Origin of the sequence: Burkholderia catarinensis (assembly GCF_001883705.2) — a bacterium.
Classification (GTDB): Bacteria; Pseudomonadota; Gammaproteobacteria; order Burkholderiales; family Burkholderiaceae; genus Burkholderia; species Burkholderia catarinensis.
Map to the genome: position 1 here is coordinate 1 of NZ_MDEQ02000046.1, position 19,141 is coordinate 19,141.

Here is a 19,141-nt window from a genome sequence, read left to right on the forward strand (position 1 = left end):
GGGTGGGCGGGGCAATATGTCGCAGTTGACGCAGGGGGCGGCGCGATGCCCGCGTTGCACCGGTTTCGCCCATCTCGATGCGCAGGCGCGGTAAGATGCGCACAATTCCATTCGCGCAGCGGCGGCCCCGCGTTTGCCGGCCGCCCCTCAGACTATCGAATCGATGCAATCCGTTCCGGCTTCCCTGTCCCTGACCGATACCGCGTTCTTCTTCGACTTCGACGGCACGCTCGTCGAACTGGCGCCGACTCCCGACAGCATTCATGTTCCGCCGTCGCTGCTGACGCTGCTCGACGCGCTGTGGCGCCGCTCGCACGGCGCGGTCGCGATCGTGTCCGGGCGCGGCATCGACAGCCTCGACGCGTTCCTGAAGATGCCCGGCCTGCCTGCCGCCGGCCTGCACGGCGCGGAGCGTCGCGATGCGAACGGCGACACGCAGCGCATCGGTTTCAACGACGATCGTCTGCTGCGCATCGAGCGCGAGCTGGCGGCCGTCGTCGACCGTCATCCGGGCATGCTGCTCGAAATCAAGGGCGCGGCCGTCGCGCTGCACTACCGCAACGCGCCCGAGCGCGAGGCGGCTGCACGCGAAGCGGCCGAGCGCCTCGTTGCCCAATATGCCGATGCGTATGTGCTGCAGCCCGGCAAGATGGTGTTCGAGATCAAGCCGAAGGGCGTCGACAAGGGGCGCGCGCTGGCCGCGTTCCTCGACGAGCCGCCGTTCGCGGGCCGCGTGCCGCTGTTCGCGGGCGACGACCTGACCGACGAAAAGGGCTTCGCGGTGGTCAACGCGCGCGGCGGCCTGTCGATCAAGGTCGGCGCAGGCGAGACATCCGCCCGCATGCGGCTCGACTCGGTCGACGCGCTGCATGAGCAGATCGCACACTGGCTCGGCACGGGGCAGCCGGACGCATGAGCCGGCTCATCATCGTTTCAAACCGCGTCGCACCGATTTCGGAAGGCGAGCCGGCGGCGGGCGGTCTTGCGATCGGCGTCTACGATGCGCTGAAGGAGACCGGCGGCATGTGGTTCGGCTGGAGCGGCGAGGTCGTCGCGTCCGGCGCGCCGCAGATCCGCATCGAGGAGCGCGGGCCCGTGACGTTCGCGACCGTCGGGCTGTCGCGCCGCGATTACGATCAGTATTACCGCGGTTTCTCGAACGCGACGCTGTGGCCCGCGTTTCATTACCGCGCGGACCTGATCCAGTACGACCGCCACGAATTCGACGGCTACAGCCGCGTCAACGTGTGGCTGGCGCAGCAGCTCGTGCCGCTGCTGCAGGACGACGACGTGATCTGGGTGCACGACTATCACCTGATCCCGTTCGCGCGCGCGCTGCGCGCTGCCGGCGTGAAGAACCGGATCGGCTTCTTCCTGCACATCCCGTTTCCGGCTGCGCAGGTGCTCGTCAACGTGCCGCCGCACCGCGAACTCGTCGAGTCGCTGTGCGCGTTCGACCTGCTTGGCTTCCAGACGGAGCCGGACCTGCGCGCGTTCTGCGATTACATCGAATTCGAGGCAGGCGGCGAGGTCGAGCGCGACGGGCGCACGGTACGCGTGCGCGCGTTCGGCCAGACGCTGCGCGCGGCCGCCTATCCGATCGGCGTGTATCCGGACGAGATCGCATCGCTCGCGCAGGCGGGCGAGCACGGCAAGGCCGTGCGCACGCTCGCGACGTCGCTGCGCGGGCGGCAACTGATCATGAGCGTCGACCGGCTCGATTATTCGAAGGGGCTCGTCGAGCGCTTCCGCGCGTTCGAGAAACTGCTCGAGCACCAGGCGTCGATCCGCAACCGCGTGTCGTTCCTGCAGATCGCGCCGTCGACGCGCGCGGACCTGCGCGCGTACCAGGACATCCGCCTGCAGCTCGAAGCGGAGTCGGGGCGCATCAACGGGCGCTACGCGGAGCTCGACTGGGCGCCGATCCTCTATATTCACCGCCAGTACGACCGCCAGGTGCTGGCCGCGCTGTACCGGCTCGCCCGCGTGGGCTTCGTGACGCCGCTTCGCGACGGGATGAACCTCGTCGCGAAGGAGTATGTGTCCGCGCAGAATCCGGACGATCCGGGCGTGCTCGTGCTGTCGCGCTTCGCGGGCGCCGCGCGCGAGCTGACGGGCGCGCTGATCGTCAATCCGATCGATATCGACGGGATGGCCGATGCGCTGTCGCAGGCGCTGACGATGCCGCTCGCCGAACGGCGCGCGCGTTACGCGGACATGATCGCGCAGCTTCGCGAGAACAACGTGTCGGTGTGGCGCGACAACTTCCTGCGCGATCTGCAGCACGTCTAGCCGGCCGCTCCCGGCGCAATGAAAAAAGCCGCGGTGCTTCACGCCCCGCGGCTTTTTTGTCGGCTGCGCGCCGCTGCGTCAGGCCACGCGTTCGCCGGTCGGCGTGTTGCCGTCGGGTGCCGCGTGATGGCGGCCATGCTGCTTCGTGAGCAAGTCGCGGTACAGGCCGGGGCGGTTGCGCAGCACGTCGGGATTGCCGTCGTCGATCACCTTGCCGTTGCTCATCACGATGATCCGGTCGAAGTTGCGCAGCGTCGACAGGCGGTGCGCGATCGCGATCACCGTGCGGCCGACCATCAGGCGGTCGAGCGCGCTCTGGATCGCTTCCTCGGACGCGCTGTCGAGCGCCGACGTCGCTTCGTCGAGCAGCAGGATCGGCGCATCCTTCAGGATCGCGCGCGCGATCGCGATGCGCTGGCGCTGGCCGCCCGACAGCTTGACGCCGCGGTCGCCGACGATCGTGTCATACCCTTCCGGCATCGCCTCGATGAACTCCGCGCAGCGTGCGTCGCGCGCCGCGGCGAGCACCTCGTCGCGGGTCGCATCGGGGCGCCCGTACGCGATGTTGTCGTAGACCGTCCGGTGCAGCAGCGAGATGTCCTGCGGCACGAGCGCGATCGCGTGGCGCAGGCTGTCCTGCGTGATGGTCTTCACGTCCTGGCCGTCGACCTTCACGACGCCGTCCTGCGTGTCGTAGAAGCGCTGCAGCAGCGCGAGCACGGTCGACTTGCCGGCGCCCGACTTGCCGATCAGGCCGACGCGCTGGCCCGGTTCGATATGGAGGTCGAAGTGGTCGAGGATCGCGCGGCGGTGCGGATACGCGAACGTCACGCGCTCGAAGTCGACGCGACCGCCGGTGGCCGACAGCGGCTGCGCGTCGGAGCGGTCCGGCATTCCGTGCGGCTCGAGCAGTGTCTTCACGGCTTCGGACAGCCGCGCGATGTGCTGCGTGACGTCGACGAGCGCGACCGCGAGATCGCGCGTGCCGTGCAGGATCGTGAAGCCGAGCGAGCTGACGAGCACGATGTCGCCCGACGTCGCGCGGCCCTGGTCCCACAGCCACAGCGCCCAGCCGAGCAGGCCGGCGGACAGCATCGCGGTGATCACCGCGTGCAGCAGGCGCAGCTTCTCGAGATAGAACAGGCTCTGCTGGCGCGCATCCATCTCGGCCTTGACCGTTGCGCCGAAGCGCTTCTGTTCGCGCAGCGTCATCCCGAACGCACGCACGAGGCCCATGTTGCCGATCACGTCGACGAGTTCGCCGTCGACCGCCGCGGCCTTCGCCGCGAACGCATGGTGGCGCGCCGAGCCGCGCCCGGCCAGCTTGAACAGGATGATGGAGAGCACGGCGGAGCAGCCGAGCAGGCCGGCGGCCATCAGCGGATTGACGACGATGATCATCAGGATCGCGCCCATCACCGCGATGCACGGCGGCAGCACGTTCCACGCCATCGTGTTCTCCGACGTGTAGACCGCGTTCGACGTGGCCGTGATGCGGCTCGCGAGCGTGCCCGGCTGCTTTTCCGAGTAATACGTCGGCGAATGGCCGATCAGGTACTGGAACAGGTCGCGCCGCAGGTCGCCGGTGACTGCGACGAACGTGTGCGCGGCGGCCCAACCGCCGATGCGCCACAGCAGGTTGTCGGCCGCGATCAGCCCGACGAGCAGCGCGAACGCGCTCCACAGCGGGCCAGGGTGATGGCGCCCGGCCGCCAGCACGTCGATCAGGTGCTTGATCGCGTATTGGGAGCCGAGCGCGCAGCCGACGGCGGCCAGCACGCTGCAGAGCACGACGAGGTGCGCAACGGGATGGAGACGGATGTAGCGGAACAGGAACGCGATGGGCCGGTGCGCGTAGCTCGACAGCTTCGCGTTGTGGGCGTTGCGCTGGGCAGGGGTGAGAGATTCCAAAATATGCGTGCGGTGATTCGGTGATTGAGCGTTGCGGCTGGATCGCATGCCGACGTTCGCCCGGACTGAATAATCCGGCATTGTAAACAAGGCCGTGCGTCGCGCTGCGCGAATCTTGCCTTGGCCAGGGGGCTCGCGAGCAATTTTGAGATAAAATCCGGCATCCCGACCTGCGTCATGTGGCTGAATCACGCTGACGGCAGTCACGGGTGACAAGGATCGCCAAAAGGGCCTTCCACTCTAGAACGGACACCCACGTCCGCGGGTTGCAAAGTGTTGCGCCTTTGTAACAAAGTAAAGTGTTTGAAATGTCGTGCGCCGTATCGGGATTAACCCTAGATAATCGGCTCCGGGTTCGATTCCAGGTTTTTTTACGAACCCCTGTCAACGGGTCTTCGTTTCAAACGTTCTATGCCTGTCGCGTCGCCGACGCTCCTTGAGCAGTGCGGGTTAGACGCCCCGGCAGGCTGATTCGTCCGATCTTCGGACGAAATGCATCCAGCCCGGACCGCCGCAGGTTGCCGACCCATACCTGGTTTTTAGCCGATTTTTTAGGAGTTACGCATGCGAATCGCCCAAATCGCTCCGTTGCACGAAGCAGTCCCCCCGAAGCTGTACGGTGGTACCGAGCGAGTGGTGTCCTATCTCACCGAAGCACTCGTCGAGATGGGGCATGACGTCACGCTCTTCGCGAGCGGCGATTCGCAAACCTCCGCGAAGCTCGAAGCCTGCTGGCCGCAGGCATTGCGCCTCGACCCGACGATCCGCGACGTGATGGCCCCGCACATGCTGCTCCTCGAGCAGGTGCGCCGCCGCGCGGAAGAGTTCGATGTCCTGCACTGCCACATCGACTACTACCCGTTCTCGCTGTTCTCGCGCCAGCCGGTCCCGCATCTGACGACGATGCACGGCCGTCTCGACCTGCCGGAACTGCAGCCGATCTTCAACGCGTTCAGCGACGTGCCGGTCGTGTCGATCTCCGACAACCAGCGCATCCCGCTGCCGCAGGCGAACTGGCTGTCGACCGTCTACCACGGCCTGCCGGAAAACCTGCTGACGCCGATCCCGAACGTGAAGCCGAGCTATCTGGCGTTCCTCGGCCGCATCTCGCCGGAGAAGCGCGTCGACACGGCGATCCGCATCGCCGAGCAGGCCGGCCTGCCGATCAAGATCGCCGCGAAGCTCGACAAGGCTGACCGCGCATACTACGAAGAGAAGATCAAGCCGCTGTTCGCGCTGCCGCACGTCGAGTACATCGGCGAAATCAGCGAGTCCGAAAAGGCCGAATTCCTCGGCAACGCGCACGCGCTGCTGTTCCCGATCGACTGGCCGGAGCCCTTCGGCCTGGTGATGATCGAGGCGATGGCATGCGGCACGCCGGTGATCGCGTTCAAGCGCGGCTCGGTGCCGGAAGTGATCGACAACGGCGTGTCGGGCTTCGTCGTCGAGGACGAACTGTCGGCCGTCGCGGCGCTCAAGCGCCTCGATACGCTGCCGCGCGAGAAGGTCCGCGCCGCGTTCGAAGCCCGCTTCTCGTCGAAGGTGATGGCACAGAACTACGTGAAGGGCTACGAGGAACTGCTGCGCCAGAAGCGCCGCACGGTGCTCCGCGAAGTCAACGCAAGCTGATTGCGGGCCGCCGCCGCGCTGCGGCGCACGGCCTCATCGACGCCCCGTCCGGGTTTCCGGCGGGGCGTTGTCACATCTGCGGCGCGGATCTGTTGTATTCTCGCCGCGCCCGACGCCGCGAACGGTCCCCCGAAGCGGCCGGCACGCCATCCGGCCGTCTGTCCAGACGGTAATGTCCCTATAATGGCCGTGCCGTGAAATTCGGCCCCGCACGATCATCCAGAGGAGAGCAGTCTTGGCGAGAACGAAAACCACGCGCGCAGCGCCGGCCCCCGGCGCCGGTGTGATCTTCGCGTTGCGCGCGATCGGTCTCGTGCTGCTCGCGCGCTGGCTGTTCTCGATGTCCCAGATGGGGTATCGCGCATCGCTGTCGGCGATGGTGTCGTCGCCGTGGGCGTTCCTCTACCTCCTGCTGATCTTCCTGCTGCTCGCGCTGCCGGGCGCCGTCGCGCGTGCCGAGCGGCCGTTCCATCCGCTGCCGCAGTGGCTGCGCCAGGCGTTGCGCGTCTTCGCGCTGGCCGGTTTCCTGTTTGCCGTCTGGTCGATCGGCGCGTTCGCGTGGGTGGCCGGCTGGCGCCGCGCGCTGCATGCGGTGACGGCGACCAACGGCTGGCTCGTCGCCGCGCCCGCGCTCTACGCGGCGATCGTCTGGATCTGCCGTCCGCGGCCGCTGTGGCGGACCAACGTGGCCGCACGCCGCTTCGCGGTCGGCCGTTATGCGATTTCGCTCGACGTGCTGACGCGCACGGCGATCGTCTGGATGGAAAGCCGCAAGGTCGGCCAGTACGACGCGCGCGAACTGTCGGTGCGCTGGCCCGGCCGGGCAGCGCCCGCCGCGGGCGAGCAGGGCGCGCCGGACGTGCAGCCGGCTACGGTGCCGCCGCGTCGCGGCGGCCTGTTCCAGAGGCCGAAGGTGGAGCTGCTGTGGGATTCGCCGGCGGCCGTCGGCCATAACCGGCAGATCGTGATGCGCGCACCGCTCGCGACCGAGGGCGACCGCGTCGCGGTGCTCGCGCTCGACGCGGCGCTCAAGCAGATCGTCTGACCGGGCCCGCGCACCGGGCGCGGGCGACAAGGAGGCGCGATGATCGTCCGTTGGTTGCTGGCCGCCATTCACCTGAGCGCGTTCGCCGTCGCGTTTGCCGCGATCGCGGCACGCAACCGCGCGTTGCGCCGGCTCATCGCATCGGCGCAGGCGGCCGACCTGCCGGGCGTATTCAAGGCTGACGCAGCGTGGGGGCTGTCGGCGCTCGTGCTGATCGCAACTGGCCTCGCGCGTGCGTTCGGCGGTTTCGAGAAGGGCACCGCGTACTACCTGCACGCACCGCTCTTTCATCTGAAGATGACTGCGCTCGTGCTGATCCTGTTGCTCGAGGTCGTACCGATGCTCGGGCTGATCCGGTGGCGCGCTGCCGCGCGGCGGCGGCAGATGCCCGATATCGGCCGGGCGCGCACCTATGTGCGGATCGGCCATTGGCAGGCGGTGCTGCTGGTCGTCATCGTGTTCGCCGCGTCGGGGATGGCACGGGGGATTGGGGCGGCCGGCTAGGCCTGGCCGGGTAGGTGCGGCCGGCTAGGCCTGGCCGGGTAGGTGCGGCCGGCTAGGCCTGGCCGGGTAGGTGCCGCCAGCTAGTCCCGGCCTGCCGGATATGACCGGGCGATCCTGCCGCCCGGTCCGTCCCGTACTCAGCGCACGAGGCTGGGGCGCTTGTTGTTGAACGTCCACCCCGGAATCAGATACTGCATCGCCGCCGCATCGTCGCGGGCGCCGAGTCCGTGCTGCCGGTACAACTCGTGCGCGACCGCGACGGCATCCATGTCGATGTCGACGCCCAGCCCCGGCCGCTTCGGCACTTCCACCAGCCCGTTCTCGATCTTCAGCGGTTCGCGCGTCAGCCGTTCGCCGTCCTGCCAGATCCAGTGCGTGTCGATCGCGGTGACCTGGCCCGGCGCGGCGGCCGCGACATGCGTGAACATCGCGAGCGATACGTCGAAGTGGTTGTTCGAATGCGAACCCCACGTGAGACCCCAGTCGCGGCACATCTGCGCGACGCGCACCGAACCCTGCATCGTCCAGAAGTGCGGATCGGCGAGCGGGATGTCGACGGCCTGCAACTGCACCGCGTGGCCCATTTGCCGCCAGTCGGTCGCGATCATGTTGGTCGCCGTCGGCAGCCCCGTCGCACGGCGGAATTCGGCCATCACCTCGCGGCCCGAGTAACCGTTCTCCGCGCCGCACGGATCTTCCGCATAGGCGAGTACGTGATGCTGGTCGCGGCACAGCCGCACGGCTTCATCGAGCGACCATGCGCCGTTCGGGTCGAGCGTTACGCGCGCATCGGGGAAGCGCTCGGCGAGCGCCGTCACGGCCTCGATCTCGCTTGCGCCTTCGAAGACGCCGCCCTTCAGCTTGAAGTCGTTGAAGCCGTAGCGCGCATGCGCGGCCTCGGCGAGCCGCACGACCGCCTCGGGCGTCAGCGCGGCTTCGTCGCGCACGCGCGTCCAGTCGTCGGTCGCGCCGCTGCCGTCGCGATAGGGCAGCGCGGTCTTCGTGCGGTCGCCGACATAGAACAGGTAGCCGAGCATTTCGACGCGCTCGCGCTGCTGGCCCTCGCCGAGCAGCGCGGCGACCGGCACGCCGAGATGCTGGCCCAGCAGGTCGAGCAGCGCGGCCTCGAGCGCGGTGACGGCGTGGATCGTCGTGCGCAGGTCGAAGGTCTGCAGCCCGCGGCCGCTCGAGTCGCGGTCGGCGAAGGTACGCCGCACGTCGTTGAGCACCGCGTGGTAATTGCCGACCGGCTGGCCGACGACGAGCGCGCGCGCATCGTCGAGCGTGCGGCGGATGCTTTCGCCGCCCGGCACCTCGCCGACACCGGTCCGTCCCGCGCTGTCCTTCAGGATCACGAGGTTGCGGGTGAAGAACGGACCGTGCGCGCCGCTCAGGTTGAGCAGCATGCTGTCGTGGCCGGCGACCGGAATCGCTTGCAGGTCGACGATGCGCGGCGTGTCGTGGGAAGGCGAGGCTGTGACGGCGTTCATGGGCGGCGATGGCAAAAGGGTGGGCAATGCCGTGCGGCAAAAGCTTTGCCGCGCGCGGCGGGAGGTGCGATCATTCGACAACCGACGTGCGCGGCGCGCAAGGCCTGCATGTCGACGCAACCCGGAACGGGGTGGGAGCGACAACCGGACCAGCGGAGCGCGGAACGCGAACGCTGGCTGATCGTAAAGCATGGGACCAGGCGGCGCTGGAATGCCGGCTTGAGTCGACAGGAGATCCGTGCATCGATCATCAGTCGTCGGATGACTTGTGACGCAGTATAATGAATCATCGGCCGTCGCTCAAACCCCGCGTAAACCCTCGGCCCACATCAAGATCATTCAAAAAGGAACCGGCCTCATGTCCGTGCCCACGCTTCCCGCCGCGCCGCGCCGTCGCGCACGCAGCCTCGCGCAAGATGTCGTCGACGCGCTGACCGCGCAGATCGAAAACGGCACGATGCGTCCCGGCGACAAGCTGCCGACCGAAACCGAAGTCATGGCGGCGCAGGGCGTGAGCCGCACGGTCGTGCGCGAAGCGATCTCGCGGATGCAGGCGAGCGGCCTCGTCGAGACGCGCCACGGCATCGGCAGCTTCGTGCTGGAGCCGTCGCGCCGCCAGACGCTCGGCATCGATCCCGCGACGATCACGACGCTGCGCGACGTGCTCGCGGTGCTGGAATTGCGCATCAGCCTCGAAAGCGAATGCGCGAGCCTCGCCGCCCAGCGCGCGAACGATACCGACCTCGCCGCGCTGCGACGCGCGCTCGATGCGATCGCGACGGGGGCGGGCGGCGGCCGCGACACGGCGCAGCTCGACTACCAGTTCCATCTGCAGATCGCGCAATCCACCGGCAACCGCTATTTCGTCGACATCATGACGCAGCTCGGCACGTCGATCATCCCGCGCACGCGCGTGAATTCGGCGCGCTTTGCCGGCGACGATCTCGAGCGTTATGTCGGCCGGCTGAACCACGAGCACGAGGATATCTACGAGGCGATCGCGCGGCACGACCCGGAGGCCGCACGCGCCGCGATGCGCACGCACCTCACCAACAGCCGCGAGCGGCTGCGCCGTGCACACGAGGCGGCCGAGGCCGAGCGCGACACGCAGGCAGGCTGACGCGCCGGGCCGCGCGGCCCGCGTTGCCACGGGCCCGGTCGAATTGCGTCAACATCAGTCGTCATATGAGATCGGCGTAGCTTCATCGATCTCCGGGGCCGGGCGGCGTTTCCGCCGCCCGGCCGCCGACCCCGCCGCTCAGCCTCCCTTCGTCACGATCGTCTTCCACGCGCCGCTCTTCACCTGGTACAGCGTCGACATCCCGCTCTTCAGCGAGCCGTCGTTCGCAAACGAGATGCGGCCGGTGACCCCTTCGAAGTCGACCTTCTTGAGCGCCGGGCGATAGACCTTCGGTTCGATCGAGCCGGCCGCCTGCATTGCCTTGATCGCCGCCCACGCCGCGTCGTAGCCGAACTGCGCATACGACAGCACCTCGACGCCGAAGCGCTTCTTGAAGCGCTGTTCGAAATCCTTCCCTTGCGGCAGCTCGTCGAGCGGCTGGCCGTATTCCCACGCCATCGCGCCTTCGGCAGCCGGGCCCGCGATCTTGATGAACTCGTTGTCCTTCACGCCGCCGCCGCCGACGAACTGCGCGTTCAGCCCGAGCTGGCGCATCTGCTTGATGAAGTTCGCGGCGAGCGAATCGAGGCCGCCGAAGAAGATCAGGTCGGGATTCTTGGCCTTCAGGCTCGTGATCTGCGCACGGAAGTCGACGGCCTGGTTGCTGGTGAACTCGCGGCCGATGATGTTTCCGCCGGCGGCCTTCACGGCCTTCTCGAACTCGTCGGCCTCGCCCTGGCCGAACGCGGTGCGGTCGTCGATGATCGCGATGCGCTTGGCCTTCGTCACGGCGACCGCGTACTTGCCCGCGTTGCCGGCGTTCTGGCCGTCGGTCGCGATCACCATGAACATGTTCGCGAGCCCGCGCGACGTGAGCGTCGGGTTGGTCGCGGCCGGATCGATCACCGGGATGCCGGCCTTGTCGTACACGACCGATGCCGGAATCGTCGTCCCCGAGTTGAAGTGGCCGACCACGACCGACACGTTCTGGTCGACCAGCGCCTGCGCGGCCTGCACGCCGATGCGCGGGTCGGCCTGGTCGTCCTGCACGACGAGGTTGAAGTGCGCGGGCTTGCCGGCGATCTGCACCTTCTGCGCGGCAGCGTCGTCGAGCGCGAGCTGCACGCCGTTCTGCAAGTCCTTGCCATAGCCGGCGTTCACGCCCGTGAGCGGCGCGGCGAAGCCGATCTTGACGTCGGTTGCGTCGGCGGCGTGCGCAGCCTGTTGCGAGAGGAGGGCAAGCGCGGATGCAATCGACACCGACAGCACGGAATGACGGAATTTCATGTTGTTCCTCTTGTTCGACACCTGCGAGTAGGTACCGCGCGCGTCCGGGCGGGCCGGGCGCGTGCGACGGGCGGGCGGTTCGACCGCTTCTCGGAATCGGGCGGGGAGGTCGGCATCGTGATTCTCGGAAGAATCTCCCGTCAGGCTCCGCGAGGAGCCCCGATTATCTCGATATATAGGTCGCCGATAAGCACGGGTCTTGGCAATTTGCCGCGCAATCGGTGCGGATTTGCGCATAGCTTCCGCGTGTGCGGGGACGGCCGGTATCGGGAGTTTCCCGTCGCGCACGGAGCGGGCGGGGAAGAGCGGGCGGGGAGGAGGAGGGGGCGGTGCGGGGCAGAGCAGCGGCGCGGCCCGCCTGGGCCGCGCCGCGCCGCGCTTGGGAAACCGTCAGTCGGACAGCGCGTCCGATTCGGCTTCAGCGTCGTTGTGCGACGCGGTCGTGCGGATCAGCGGGTCGCTGGTGCTCGGGCGGCCCGTTTCGACGTGGCCCGCGAAGCGGCGCAGGAAGCCGAGCAGCCGGCCGTCGCTGACGGTCAGGTCGTACCAGCCGTGGCTGCCGCGCAGATCCCAGTAGTCGTCGACGTGTGCGCCCGGTGCAAGGTCGAACGTGCGCGAGCGGCCGTGGCCGTACGCGTTCGTGACCTTGAGCCGCACGGCCTTGTGGCCGCGGTTCATCAGGCGCAGCGTGATGTTGCCGTTCGCGACGTCGTAGCCGTAGATCACCTCGGGGTTCACGTTCGCGCTGCCGACGCCGGTCGCGAACGGGCCGCGGAAATGGCAGTAGAAGCCGTTCGGACCGTACACGTCGAGGTCATAGAGGCCGAGCGACGGCGCGGCGCTCCACGTATCGGCGATCCGCTTGCCGGCGTCGACCGTGTATGCCCACGGGCCGTCGAGGCGATTGCGCGACTGGACCTGGAACGCGGCACCCGCACTGCCCGTGTTCGCGAAGGTCAGCCGGAACTGGCCGTTCACCGATTCGACGCGGCCGTGCACGAACAGCTCGTACGGCAGCGCGCGTGCCGGACGCAACCCGGCCTCCTGTTTCGGCAGCTTCTGCAGCACCGGCGGCACGGGGATGTAGTCGGGATGGCGCAGGCGATCGGGCGGCGCGTAGCCGCTCGTGTCGGGCAGCGTCGGCCAGCCGGCGTCGGCCGTCGCGAAATCGAACGCGGCGGTGAGGTCGCCGCATACCGTACGGCGCCACGGCGACACGTTGCCGGCCGTGACCGGATATTGCGCGCCGAACCGCGCCTCGATGAATTGCAGCAGCGACGTGTGATCGAAGGTCTGCGAGCAGACCCAGCCGCCCTTGGTCCACGGCGACACGACGAGCATCGGCACGCGCGGCCCGAGCCCGTACGGGCCGGCCATATGCGACGCGTCGCCGGCGAACGCCTCGTTGGTCGTCGCGACCGTCGACAGCCCGTTGTCGCGCGACTGCGGCGCGAACGGCGGCGGCACGTGGTCGAAGAAGCCGTCGTTCTCGTCGTACGTGATGAAGAGCGCGGTCTTGCTCCACACGTCGGGATTCGACACGAGCACCTGCAGCACCTGCTCGATGTACCACGCGCCGTAGTTCGCAGGCCAGTTCGGGTGCTCGGAATACGCTTCCGGCGCACAGATCCACGACACCTGCGGCAGCGTGCCGTTCTTCACGTCCTGCTGCAGCACGTCGAACAGCGTGCCGCCGGCGCTGATGTTGGTGCCGGTGCGCGCCTTGTCGTACAGCGGGGTGCCGGGCAGTGCCGTGCGGTACTGGTTGAAGTAGAGCAGCGCGTTGTCGCCGTAGTTGCCGATGTACGGGTTTTGCGTCCAGCCCCACGAGCCGTTCGCGTCGAGCCCCGTGCCGACGTCCTGGTAGATCTTCCACGACACGCCGGCCTGCTCGAGCACCTCCGGATAGGTCCTCCAGCCGTAGCCCTTTTCCTCGTTGCCGAGCACCGGGCCGCCGCCCGTGCCGTCGTTGCCGACATAGCCCGTCCACATGTAGTAGCGGTTCGGGTCGGTCGAGCTCGGGATCGCGCAGTGGTACGCGTCGCAGATCGTGAACGCATCGGCGAGCTGGTAGTGGAACGGGATGTCGTCGCGCTTCAGGTACGCCATCGTCGTGGTGCCCTTGTTCGGCACCCACTGGTCGTAGCGGCCCTTGTTCCATGCGGCATGCATGTCCTGCCAGCCGTGCGGCAGATCCTGCAGGAACTGCAGGCCGAGCTTGTCCGCGCCCGGGTGGAACGGCAGCAGCTCGGCCGGGCCGACCGGCTGGTGAAACACCGACTTGCCATTCGCGAGGCGCAGCGGGCGCGGATCGCCGAAGCCTCGGACACCGCGCATCGTGCCGAAGTAGTGGTCGAACGAACGGTTCTCCTGCATCAGGATCACGATGTGTTCGATGTCGCGGATCGTGCCGGTGCGGCGGTTCGCGGGAATCGCGAGCGCATCGCGGATCGCGGGCGGAAACAGGTTCAGCGCGGCGGCGCCGGCGGTGCCGGCGGCGACGCGCAGGAAGTCACGACGATTCGATCGGGTCATGGTCGTTATCGTGGGTAAAAGGGGGAGCCGATTGGCGGGACCTGCGGAAAGGGCGCGCCCGGGTCGCAGGATGCGGCTGCGCCGGTTCGTGCCGTCGCGAGCATAGCGGGGAATCGGTGTCATTCATGTGAAGTCCGGAAACGTTTGCATCCGCATCGAAGTGGCATCGGGGCGCGTATCGCCGGCAGTCGTGGTACAGGTGGGAAGGGGCGGGGCGGGAAAGCGGCGTGGCGCGAGCGGCGCGCCGGCGCAGCGGAGGGTGGTACCGGCGCGTCAGGCGTCCGTCACCCACGCGCCGAACCATTCGCTCGGGCGCGCGATTTCGTCCTGCGCGGCGACGAGTTCGAGCTCGTAGCGGCGCGCATCGTAGGTGGCCTTCACGACCGCGTGCACGGCCGCGAGCGTATGCTCGAACGCGGCGCGCACGGAGTCGCCGCGCAGCCGGCATGCGACGAAGATCGCGCTGGTCAGGTCGCCGACGCCGACCGGATGGCGCGGAAACGCGTACAGCGGACGCTGGCCGATCCATGCCTCGGTTTCGGTGACGGCGAGCATGTTGAAACGGTCGGCCGGGCTGTTGCGGTCGTGCAGGTGCTTGACGAGGATGATCTGCGGGCCGCGGCGGATCAGCGCGCGGCACGCGTCGACGGCTTCGGCGACGGTTTCGATGCGCCGCCCGACGAGCTTCTGCAGTTCGGTGTGGTTCGGCGACATGCCGTCCGCGAGCGCGGGCACCTCCTGGACGATGAATTCCTCGACGCCGGGCTCGGGCCGGATGCCGCCCGTCTGGCCCATCGCCGGATCGCAGAAATACCACGCGTTCGGGTTCGTCGCCTTCACCGAGCGGACGATCTCGACGGCCGCACGCGCTTGCGGCGGCGAACCGAGGAAGCCGGACAGCACGGCGTCGCAGCGCTTGAGCGCGCCGATCGCGGCGATGCCGTCGACGAGCTGCTCCATCTTCGCGGCGTCGATCGCGCTGCCGGCCCAGTGGCCGTACTGCATGTGATTCGACAACTGGACGGTATTGAGCGGCCAGACGTTGATGCCGAGGCGCTGCATCGGGAATACGGCCGCACTGTTGCCGGCATGGCCGTAGATGACGTGCGACTGAATGCTGAGGACGTTTTTCATGGGAATTCGCCTGCACGCGTTTCAGGGTCACGTCACACGATACCCGAGTTCGTCATACGCGCGGAAGTCGCGGCCCCGGAGTGTTGCGCGCCGTCGTCACGCGACCGCGTAGAATCGCGGAGCGCGAGGCGGCCGGGCTGCCCGCGTGCGTCCCCAATCACCGTGATCGCCATGCATTCGATTTGCAAGAAGTTGTCTGTCGCGCGCGCCGTCGTGCTCGGCATGGGTGTGGCCGCTGCGTGCGCGCTGCCTGCCATGGCGGCTGCCGCGGCGCCCGCCGGCAACGAGGGGCCCGTGTACGGCCCGCGCCTGGAAGGGTTCACCTATCCGGAGCCCGTGCACACCTACGCGTTCGTGTCGCAGCGCGAAACCCTCGAGATGGCGTACCTCGACGTGCAGCCGGCGCACCCGAACGGCCGCACCGTCGTGCTGCTGCACGGGAAGAATTTCTGCGCGGCGACCTGGGAGGACACGATCGGCGTGCTGAGCCGCGCCGGCTATCGGGTGATCGCGCCGGACCAGATCGGCTTCTGCAAGTCGTCGAAACCCGATCGCTACCAGTACAGCTTCCAGCAACTGGCGCGCAACACGCACGCGCTGCTCGAATCGGTCGGCGTGAAGTCGGCGACGATCGTCGGTCACTCGACCGGCGGGATGCTCGCGATGCGCTATGCGCTGATGTATCCGAAGGCGACCGACCAGCTCGTGCTCGTGAACCCGATCGGTCTCGAGGACTGGAAGGCGCTCGGCGTGCCGCCGCTGTCGGTCGACTACTGGTATGCGCGCGAACAGAAGACCACGGCCGACGGCATCCGCCGCTACGAGCAGGGCACCTACTACGCGGGCAAGTGGGCGCCATCGTACGAGCGCTGGGTGCAGATGCTCGCCGGGATGTATCGCGGTGCCGGTCGCGATGCGGTCGCGTGGAATTCCGCGCTGATCTACGACATGATCCTCACGCAGCCGGTGGTCTACGAACTCGGCGCGATTCGTGTGCCGACGCTGCTCATGATCGGCGACAAGGACACGACCGCGATCGGCAAGGACGTCGCGCCGCCCGACGTGCACGCGAAGCTCGGCCACTATCCGGAACTCGCGAAACGCACGCAGGCCGCCATCCCCGGCGCGCAGCTCGTCGAATTTCCGGCGCTCGGGCACGCGCCGCAGATCCAGGACCCGGGCGCGTTCCACAAGGCGCTGCTCGACGGGCTGGAGGCCGTGCACCCGCAGTGATGCGGGGCAGGCCGCCAGCGGTGCGCCCGTGCCGTCAGCGCGCCTCGTTCGCGAGCTCGTCGCGGATCTGCGCGGCCAGTTCGAAGGAGCGCAGCCGCGCGGCGTGATCGTATATCTGCGCGGTGATGATCAGCTCGTCCGCGCCCGTCTGTGCGATGCGGTCGCGCAGCTTGTCGCGCACGGTATCGCGCGAGCCGACCGCCGCGAACGACAGCGAATGCGCGACGGTCGCGAGTTCGAGTTCGTTCGCCTCGAGCACGTCGACGGGCGGCGGCAGCTTGCCCGGCGTGCCACGCCGCAGGCTGATGAACTGCTGCTGCAGCGACGTGAACAGGCGCCGCGCCTCGTCGTCGGTCTCGGCCGCGAACACGTTGACGCCGACCATGGCGTGCGGCTTCGGCCACGCGGCCGACGGCCGGTACTGCGCGCGATAGATCTCGAGTGCACGCAGCAGATAGTCGGGCGCAAAGTGCGACGCGAATGCGAACGGCAGCCCGAGCATCGCGGCGAGCTGCGCGCTGAACAGGCTCGAACCGAGCAGCCACACGGGGACGTCGAGCCCCGCGCCGGGCACCGCGCGCACGCGCTGGCCGGGCGCCGGCTCCGCGAAGTAGCGCTGCAGCTCGGCGACGTCGTCCGGAAACGAGTCGGCGCTGCCGATCAGGTCGCGGCGCAGCGCACGCGACGTGGTCTGGTCGGTGCCGGGCGCGCGGCCGAGGCCGAGGTCGATGCGCCCCGGATACAGCGACGCGAGCGTGCCGAACTGCTCGGCGATCACGAGCGGCGCGTGGTTCGGCAGCATGATGCCGCCCGAACCGACGCGGATCGTCTGCGTGGCGCCCGCGACATGGCCGATCACGACGGCGGTCGCCGCGCTCGCGATGCCGGGCATGTTGTGATGCTCGGCGAGCCAGTAGCGCCGGTAGCCCCAGCGTTCCGCATGCTGCGCGAGATCGACGGTGTTGCGGAAAGCCTGGGAGGCGTCGGCGCCGGCCGGAATGGGGGCGAGATCGAGTACGGAAAACGGAATCATCGGGTGGCCTTCGAACGGGGGAAGCTTGTGATGCGCTTACGCAACAAATGCCAAGGATTTTGCCAAAGGGTTCCGGAACGTGCTGGCGACGCGCCGATACCCATGCGCCTTACAGGGGTGCAGGGTCGAATACGGTGATTGTTGCAAAAATCAATTCAATCGCCGATTAATTACCAATCTTTACGGCGATTGGATGTGAATCCGCATCGACATACAAATTTGCACGAAATGTTTGATTTTCAAGACTGCAATACGCCTGCAAACTGCTTACGCTAACGTGAACGTGGCTGTGCCGATAAGGTTCGTCGACCGCTCAGCTTTGCCGGAATTGCACTAGTCCGTTTCTCGTAGTGCCGAGCGCGGGGTGCCGCAGACTGCTAAAATCCGGCGCCTGCCCATGTTGTGCCGATGGTAGCCATTCGAGTCTTCCCGTATCCCGTCCGGGTGGCGCGCGAAGATGCGCCACGCGGGCATGGCCGTATCCGAAGAACGGGTCGTGCCCCCTCATACACAGACGCTGCTGGAACAAGGAGTCGGGTCGTGCCCGCATTCGTCGTTGTCGGAATACCGCATCACGCTCAATCACGCTCAAGCGTTCTCCGTGGCGTTCAGGTCGCCGGGAGGCGTTGCGCATGACGACAACCGCAACGCTGCTCGACTGGCTCCTGATCGCGTTCACGCTGGCCGCGGCCGGCTATGCGCTCGCCGCCGCCTTCGCGCCGCGGCCGCGCACGCCGCGCACGGCCGCGCGCGACGGCTTCGAGCCGGTCAGCGTGCTCAAGCCGCTGTGCGGCGCGGAGCCTCACCTGTACGAAAACCTCGCGACGTTCTGCGAGCAGCGCCATCCGCGTCATGAGGTGCTGTTCGGCGTCGCGTCGGCGGCCGATCCGGCCGTGGCCGTCGTCGAGCGGCTGCGCGCCGACTATCCGGAGTGCGACATCACGCTCGTGATCGATGCGCGCGTGCACGGCAAGAACCTGAAGGTCAGCAACCTGATCAACCTCGCCGAGCGCGCGAAGTACGACCGCATCGTGATCGCGGACAGCGACATCGCGGTGCAGCCCGACTATCTGGAGCGCGTGACGGCGCCGCTCGCCGATGCGTCGGTTGGCGTCGTCACGTGCCTGTATCATGCTCGCAGCGTCGGCGGGTTCTGGACGCGGATCGGCGCGCAGTTCGTCGACGCGTGGTTCGCGCCGTCGGTGCGGATCACGCACCTCGGCCGCTCGAGCCGCTTCGGCTTCGGCGCGACGCTCGCGCTGACGCGCGACACGCTCGACCGGATCGGCGGCTTTTTCGCGCTGAGGGACGAACTGGCCGACGATTTCTGGCTTGCCGAGCTGCCGCGCCGCCTCGGGCGGCGCACCGTGCTGTCGGAGGTCGAGGTCGCGACCGACGTGATCGAGCCGTCGTTCGGGCCGTTGTGGCACCGTGAGACGCGCTGGCTGCGCACGATCCGTTCGCTGAACCCGGCCGGCTTCGCGTTCCTGTTCATTACGTTTACCGTGCCGTGGCTCGCAATCGGCGCGGCGCTCGCGCTGCGTCTCGACGGCACCTTCGCCGGCTCGCTGGCGGGCGGGGCGGCCGTGGTCGGCGCATTCGGGCGGCTCGTGCTGCACGCGCGCGGCGAGGACGGCTGGCGCGCGTTCTGGCGCGACCTGCCGCTCGTCGCGGTGCGCGACACGCTGCTCGCGCTCGAGTGGCTCGCGGCCGCGTACGGCACGCACGTCGTGTGGCGCGGCGCAAGGATGACGGTCGTCGGCGGCGAACGCGCGACGGCGGCCGTGGAAGCAGTGGACGGCCGCTAGGGCCGTTCCAGTCGAACCCGGCCCGAGGGCCGAGACGCGTTGCGCGGTGAGGCCGCGCGGCGCGACATGACAGAGAGGCGGGCGCCGGCACGGCGGCCCGCGGTTTTTTGACTGAATCGT

14 protein-coding genes are annotated in these 19,141 nt (G+C 68.1%); 8 read left to right on the forward strand and 6 right to left on the reverse strand.

Annotated features, from left to right (window positions below):
* Positions 1-163: 163 nt before the first annotated feature.
* Positions 164-916: a trehalose-phosphatase gene (gene otsB / locus BFF94_RS35905; RefSeq protein ID WP_128841639.1), complete on the forward strand. Its 753-nt coding sequence runs from the start codon at positions 164-166 to the stop codon at positions 914-916.
* The gene (otsA, locus tag BFF94_RS35910; RefSeq protein ID WP_128841640.1) at positions 913-2,292 is read left to right on the forward strand and encodes an alpha,alpha-trehalose-phosphate synthase (UDP-forming); all 1,380 of its coding nucleotides are present in this window, start codon (positions 913-915) and stop codon (positions 2,290-2,292) included. Before otsB ends, otsA begins: the two co-directional genes overlap by 4 nt.
* A gap of 78 nt (positions 2,293-2,370) precedes the next feature.
* On the opposite strand, the gene BFF94_RS35915 is transcribed toward otsA, so the two are convergent.
* Positions 2,371-4,203 carry an ABC transporter ATP-binding protein gene (locus tag BFF94_RS35915; protein WP_128841641.1) on the reverse strand — a complete coding sequence of 611 codons (1,833 nt, stop codon included), beginning with the start codon at positions 4,201-4,203 and terminating at the stop codon, positions 2,371-2,373.
* Between the two features lie 564 nt (positions 4,204-4,767).
* Between BFF94_RS35915 and BFF94_RS35920 the strand changes: the two genes are divergently transcribed.
* From BFF94_RS35920 to BFF94_RS35930, 3 genes are all read left to right on the forward strand, one after another.
* Positions 4,768-5,832: a glycosyltransferase family 4 protein gene (locus BFF94_RS35920; protein WP_027783961.1), complete on the forward strand. Its 1,065-nt coding sequence runs from the start codon at positions 4,768-4,770 to the stop codon at positions 5,830-5,832.
* 235 nt (positions 5,833-6,067) lie between these two features.
* A complete protein-coding gene (locus BFF94_RS35925; RefSeq protein WP_128841644.1) occupies positions 6,068-6,877 on the forward strand; it encodes a hypothetical protein in 810 nt (269 codons plus the stop codon).
* Positions 6,878-6,916: 39 nt separating this feature from the next.
* Positions 6,917-7,381, forward strand: a complete 465-nt coding sequence (locus BFF94_RS35930; RefSeq protein ID WP_128841645.1) for a DUF2214 family protein — start codon at positions 6,917-6,919, stop codon at positions 7,379-7,381.
* 137 nt (positions 7,382-7,518) lie between these two features.
* Here the strand turns inward: BFF94_RS35930 and gudD are convergent, their stop codons facing one another.
* Positions 7,519-8,871, reverse strand: a complete 1,353-nt coding sequence (gene gudD / locus BFF94_RS35935) for a glucarate dehydratase (protein ID WP_128841646.1) — start codon at positions 8,869-8,871, stop codon at positions 7,519-7,521.
* A 358-nt stretch (positions 8,872-9,229) separates the two neighbouring features.
* Between gudD and BFF94_RS35940 the strand changes: the two genes are divergently transcribed.
* Entirely contained in the window at positions 9,230-9,991 is a 762-nt protein-coding gene (locus BFF94_RS35940; protein WP_128841648.1) for a FadR/GntR family transcriptional regulator, read from the forward strand.
* A 138-nt stretch (positions 9,992-10,129) separates the two neighbouring features.
* Here BFF94_RS35940 and BFF94_RS35945 read toward each other — a convergent pair whose 3' ends face one another.
* From BFF94_RS35945 to pdxY, 3 genes are all read right to left on the reverse strand, one after another.
* The gene (locus tag BFF94_RS35945; protein WP_128841649.1) at positions 10,130-11,278 is read right to left on the reverse strand and encodes a branched-chain amino acid ABC transporter substrate-binding protein; all 1,149 of its coding nucleotides are present in this window, start codon (positions 11,276-11,278) and stop codon (positions 10,130-10,132) included.
* A gap of 390 nt (positions 11,279-11,668) precedes the next feature.
* The gene (locus tag BFF94_RS35950) at positions 11,669-13,813 is read right to left on the reverse strand and encodes a phosphocholine-specific phospholipase C (RefSeq protein ID WP_128841650.1); all 2,145 of its coding nucleotides are present in this window, start codon (positions 13,811-13,813) and stop codon (positions 11,669-11,671) included.
* A 273-nt stretch (positions 13,814-14,086) separates the two neighbouring features.
* Positions 14,087-14,947 (reverse strand): pyridoxal kinase PdxY, encoded by an 861-nt coding sequence (pdxY, locus tag BFF94_RS35955; RefSeq protein ID WP_128841651.1) that lies wholly within the window; start codon positions 14,945-14,947, stop codon positions 14,087-14,089.
* A gap of 171 nt (positions 14,948-15,118) precedes the next feature.
* Between pdxY and BFF94_RS35960 the strand changes: the two genes are divergently transcribed.
* Entirely contained in the window at positions 15,119-16,180 is a 1,062-nt protein-coding gene (locus tag BFF94_RS35960; protein ID WP_219140419.1) for an alpha/beta fold hydrolase, read from the forward strand.
* A gap of 34 nt (positions 16,181-16,214) precedes the next feature.
* Here the strand turns inward: BFF94_RS35960 and BFF94_RS35965 are convergent, their stop codons facing one another.
* A complete protein-coding gene (locus tag BFF94_RS35965; RefSeq protein WP_128841652.1) occupies positions 16,215-17,213 on the reverse strand; it encodes an LLM class flavin-dependent oxidoreductase in 999 nt (332 codons plus the stop codon).
* Positions 17,214-17,845: 632 nt separating this feature from the next.
* Here BFF94_RS35965 and hpnI point away from each other — a divergent pair.
* Positions 17,846-19,021 (forward strand): bacteriohopanetetrol glucosamine biosynthesis glycosyltransferase HpnI, encoded by a 1,176-nt coding sequence (gene hpnI, locus BFF94_RS35970; RefSeq protein ID WP_219140420.1) that lies wholly within the window; start codon positions 17,846-17,848, stop codon positions 19,019-19,021.
* Positions 19,022-19,141: the final 120 nt, after the last annotated feature.

Bases quoted from the DNA above. Each gene is read 5' to 3' on its own strand.
- gudD (WP_128841646.1), bottom strand. From the start codon at position 8,871: ATGAACGCCGTCACAGCCTCGCCTTCCCACGACACGCCGCGCATCGTC.
- pdxY (WP_128841651.1), bottom strand. From the start codon at position 14,947: ATGAAAAACGTCCTCAGCATTCAGTCGCACGTCATCTACGGCCATGCC.
- hpnI (WP_219140420.1), top strand. From the start codon at position 17,846: ATGACGACAACCGCAACGCTGCTCGACTGGCTCCTGATCGCGTTCACG.
- BFF94_RS35960 (WP_219140419.1), top strand. From the start codon at position 15,119: ATGCATTCGATTTGCAAGAAGTTGTCTGTCGCGCGCGCCGTCGTGCTC.
- BFF94_RS35940 (WP_128841648.1), top strand. From the start codon at position 9,230: ATGTCCGTGCCCACGCTTCCCGCCGCGCCGCGCCGTCGCGCACGCAGC.
- otsA (WP_128841640.1), top strand. From the start codon at position 913: ATGAGCCGGCTCATCATCGTTTCAAACCGCGTCGCACCGATTTCGGAA.
- BFF94_RS35945 (WP_128841649.1), bottom strand. From the start codon at position 11,278: ATGAAATTCCGTCATTCCGTGCTGTCGGTGTCGATTGCATCCGCGCTT.
- BFF94_RS35930 (WP_128841645.1), top strand. From the start codon at position 6,917: ATGATCGTCCGTTGGTTGCTGGCCGCCATTCACCTGAGCGCGTTCGCC.
- BFF94_RS35965 (WP_128841652.1), bottom strand. From the start codon at position 17,213: ATGATTCCGTTTTCCGTACTCGATCTCGCCCCCATTCCGGCCGGCGCC.
- BFF94_RS35920 (WP_027783961.1), top strand. From the start codon at position 4,768: ATGCGAATCGCCCAAATCGCTCCGTTGCACGAAGCAGTCCCCCCGAAG.
- BFF94_RS35950 (WP_128841650.1), bottom strand. From the start codon at position 13,813: ATGACCCGATCGAATCGTCGTGACTTCCTGCGCGTCGCCGCCGGCACC.
- otsB (WP_128841639.1), top strand. From the start codon at position 164: ATGCAATCCGTTCCGGCTTCCCTGTCCCTGACCGATACCGCGTTCTTC.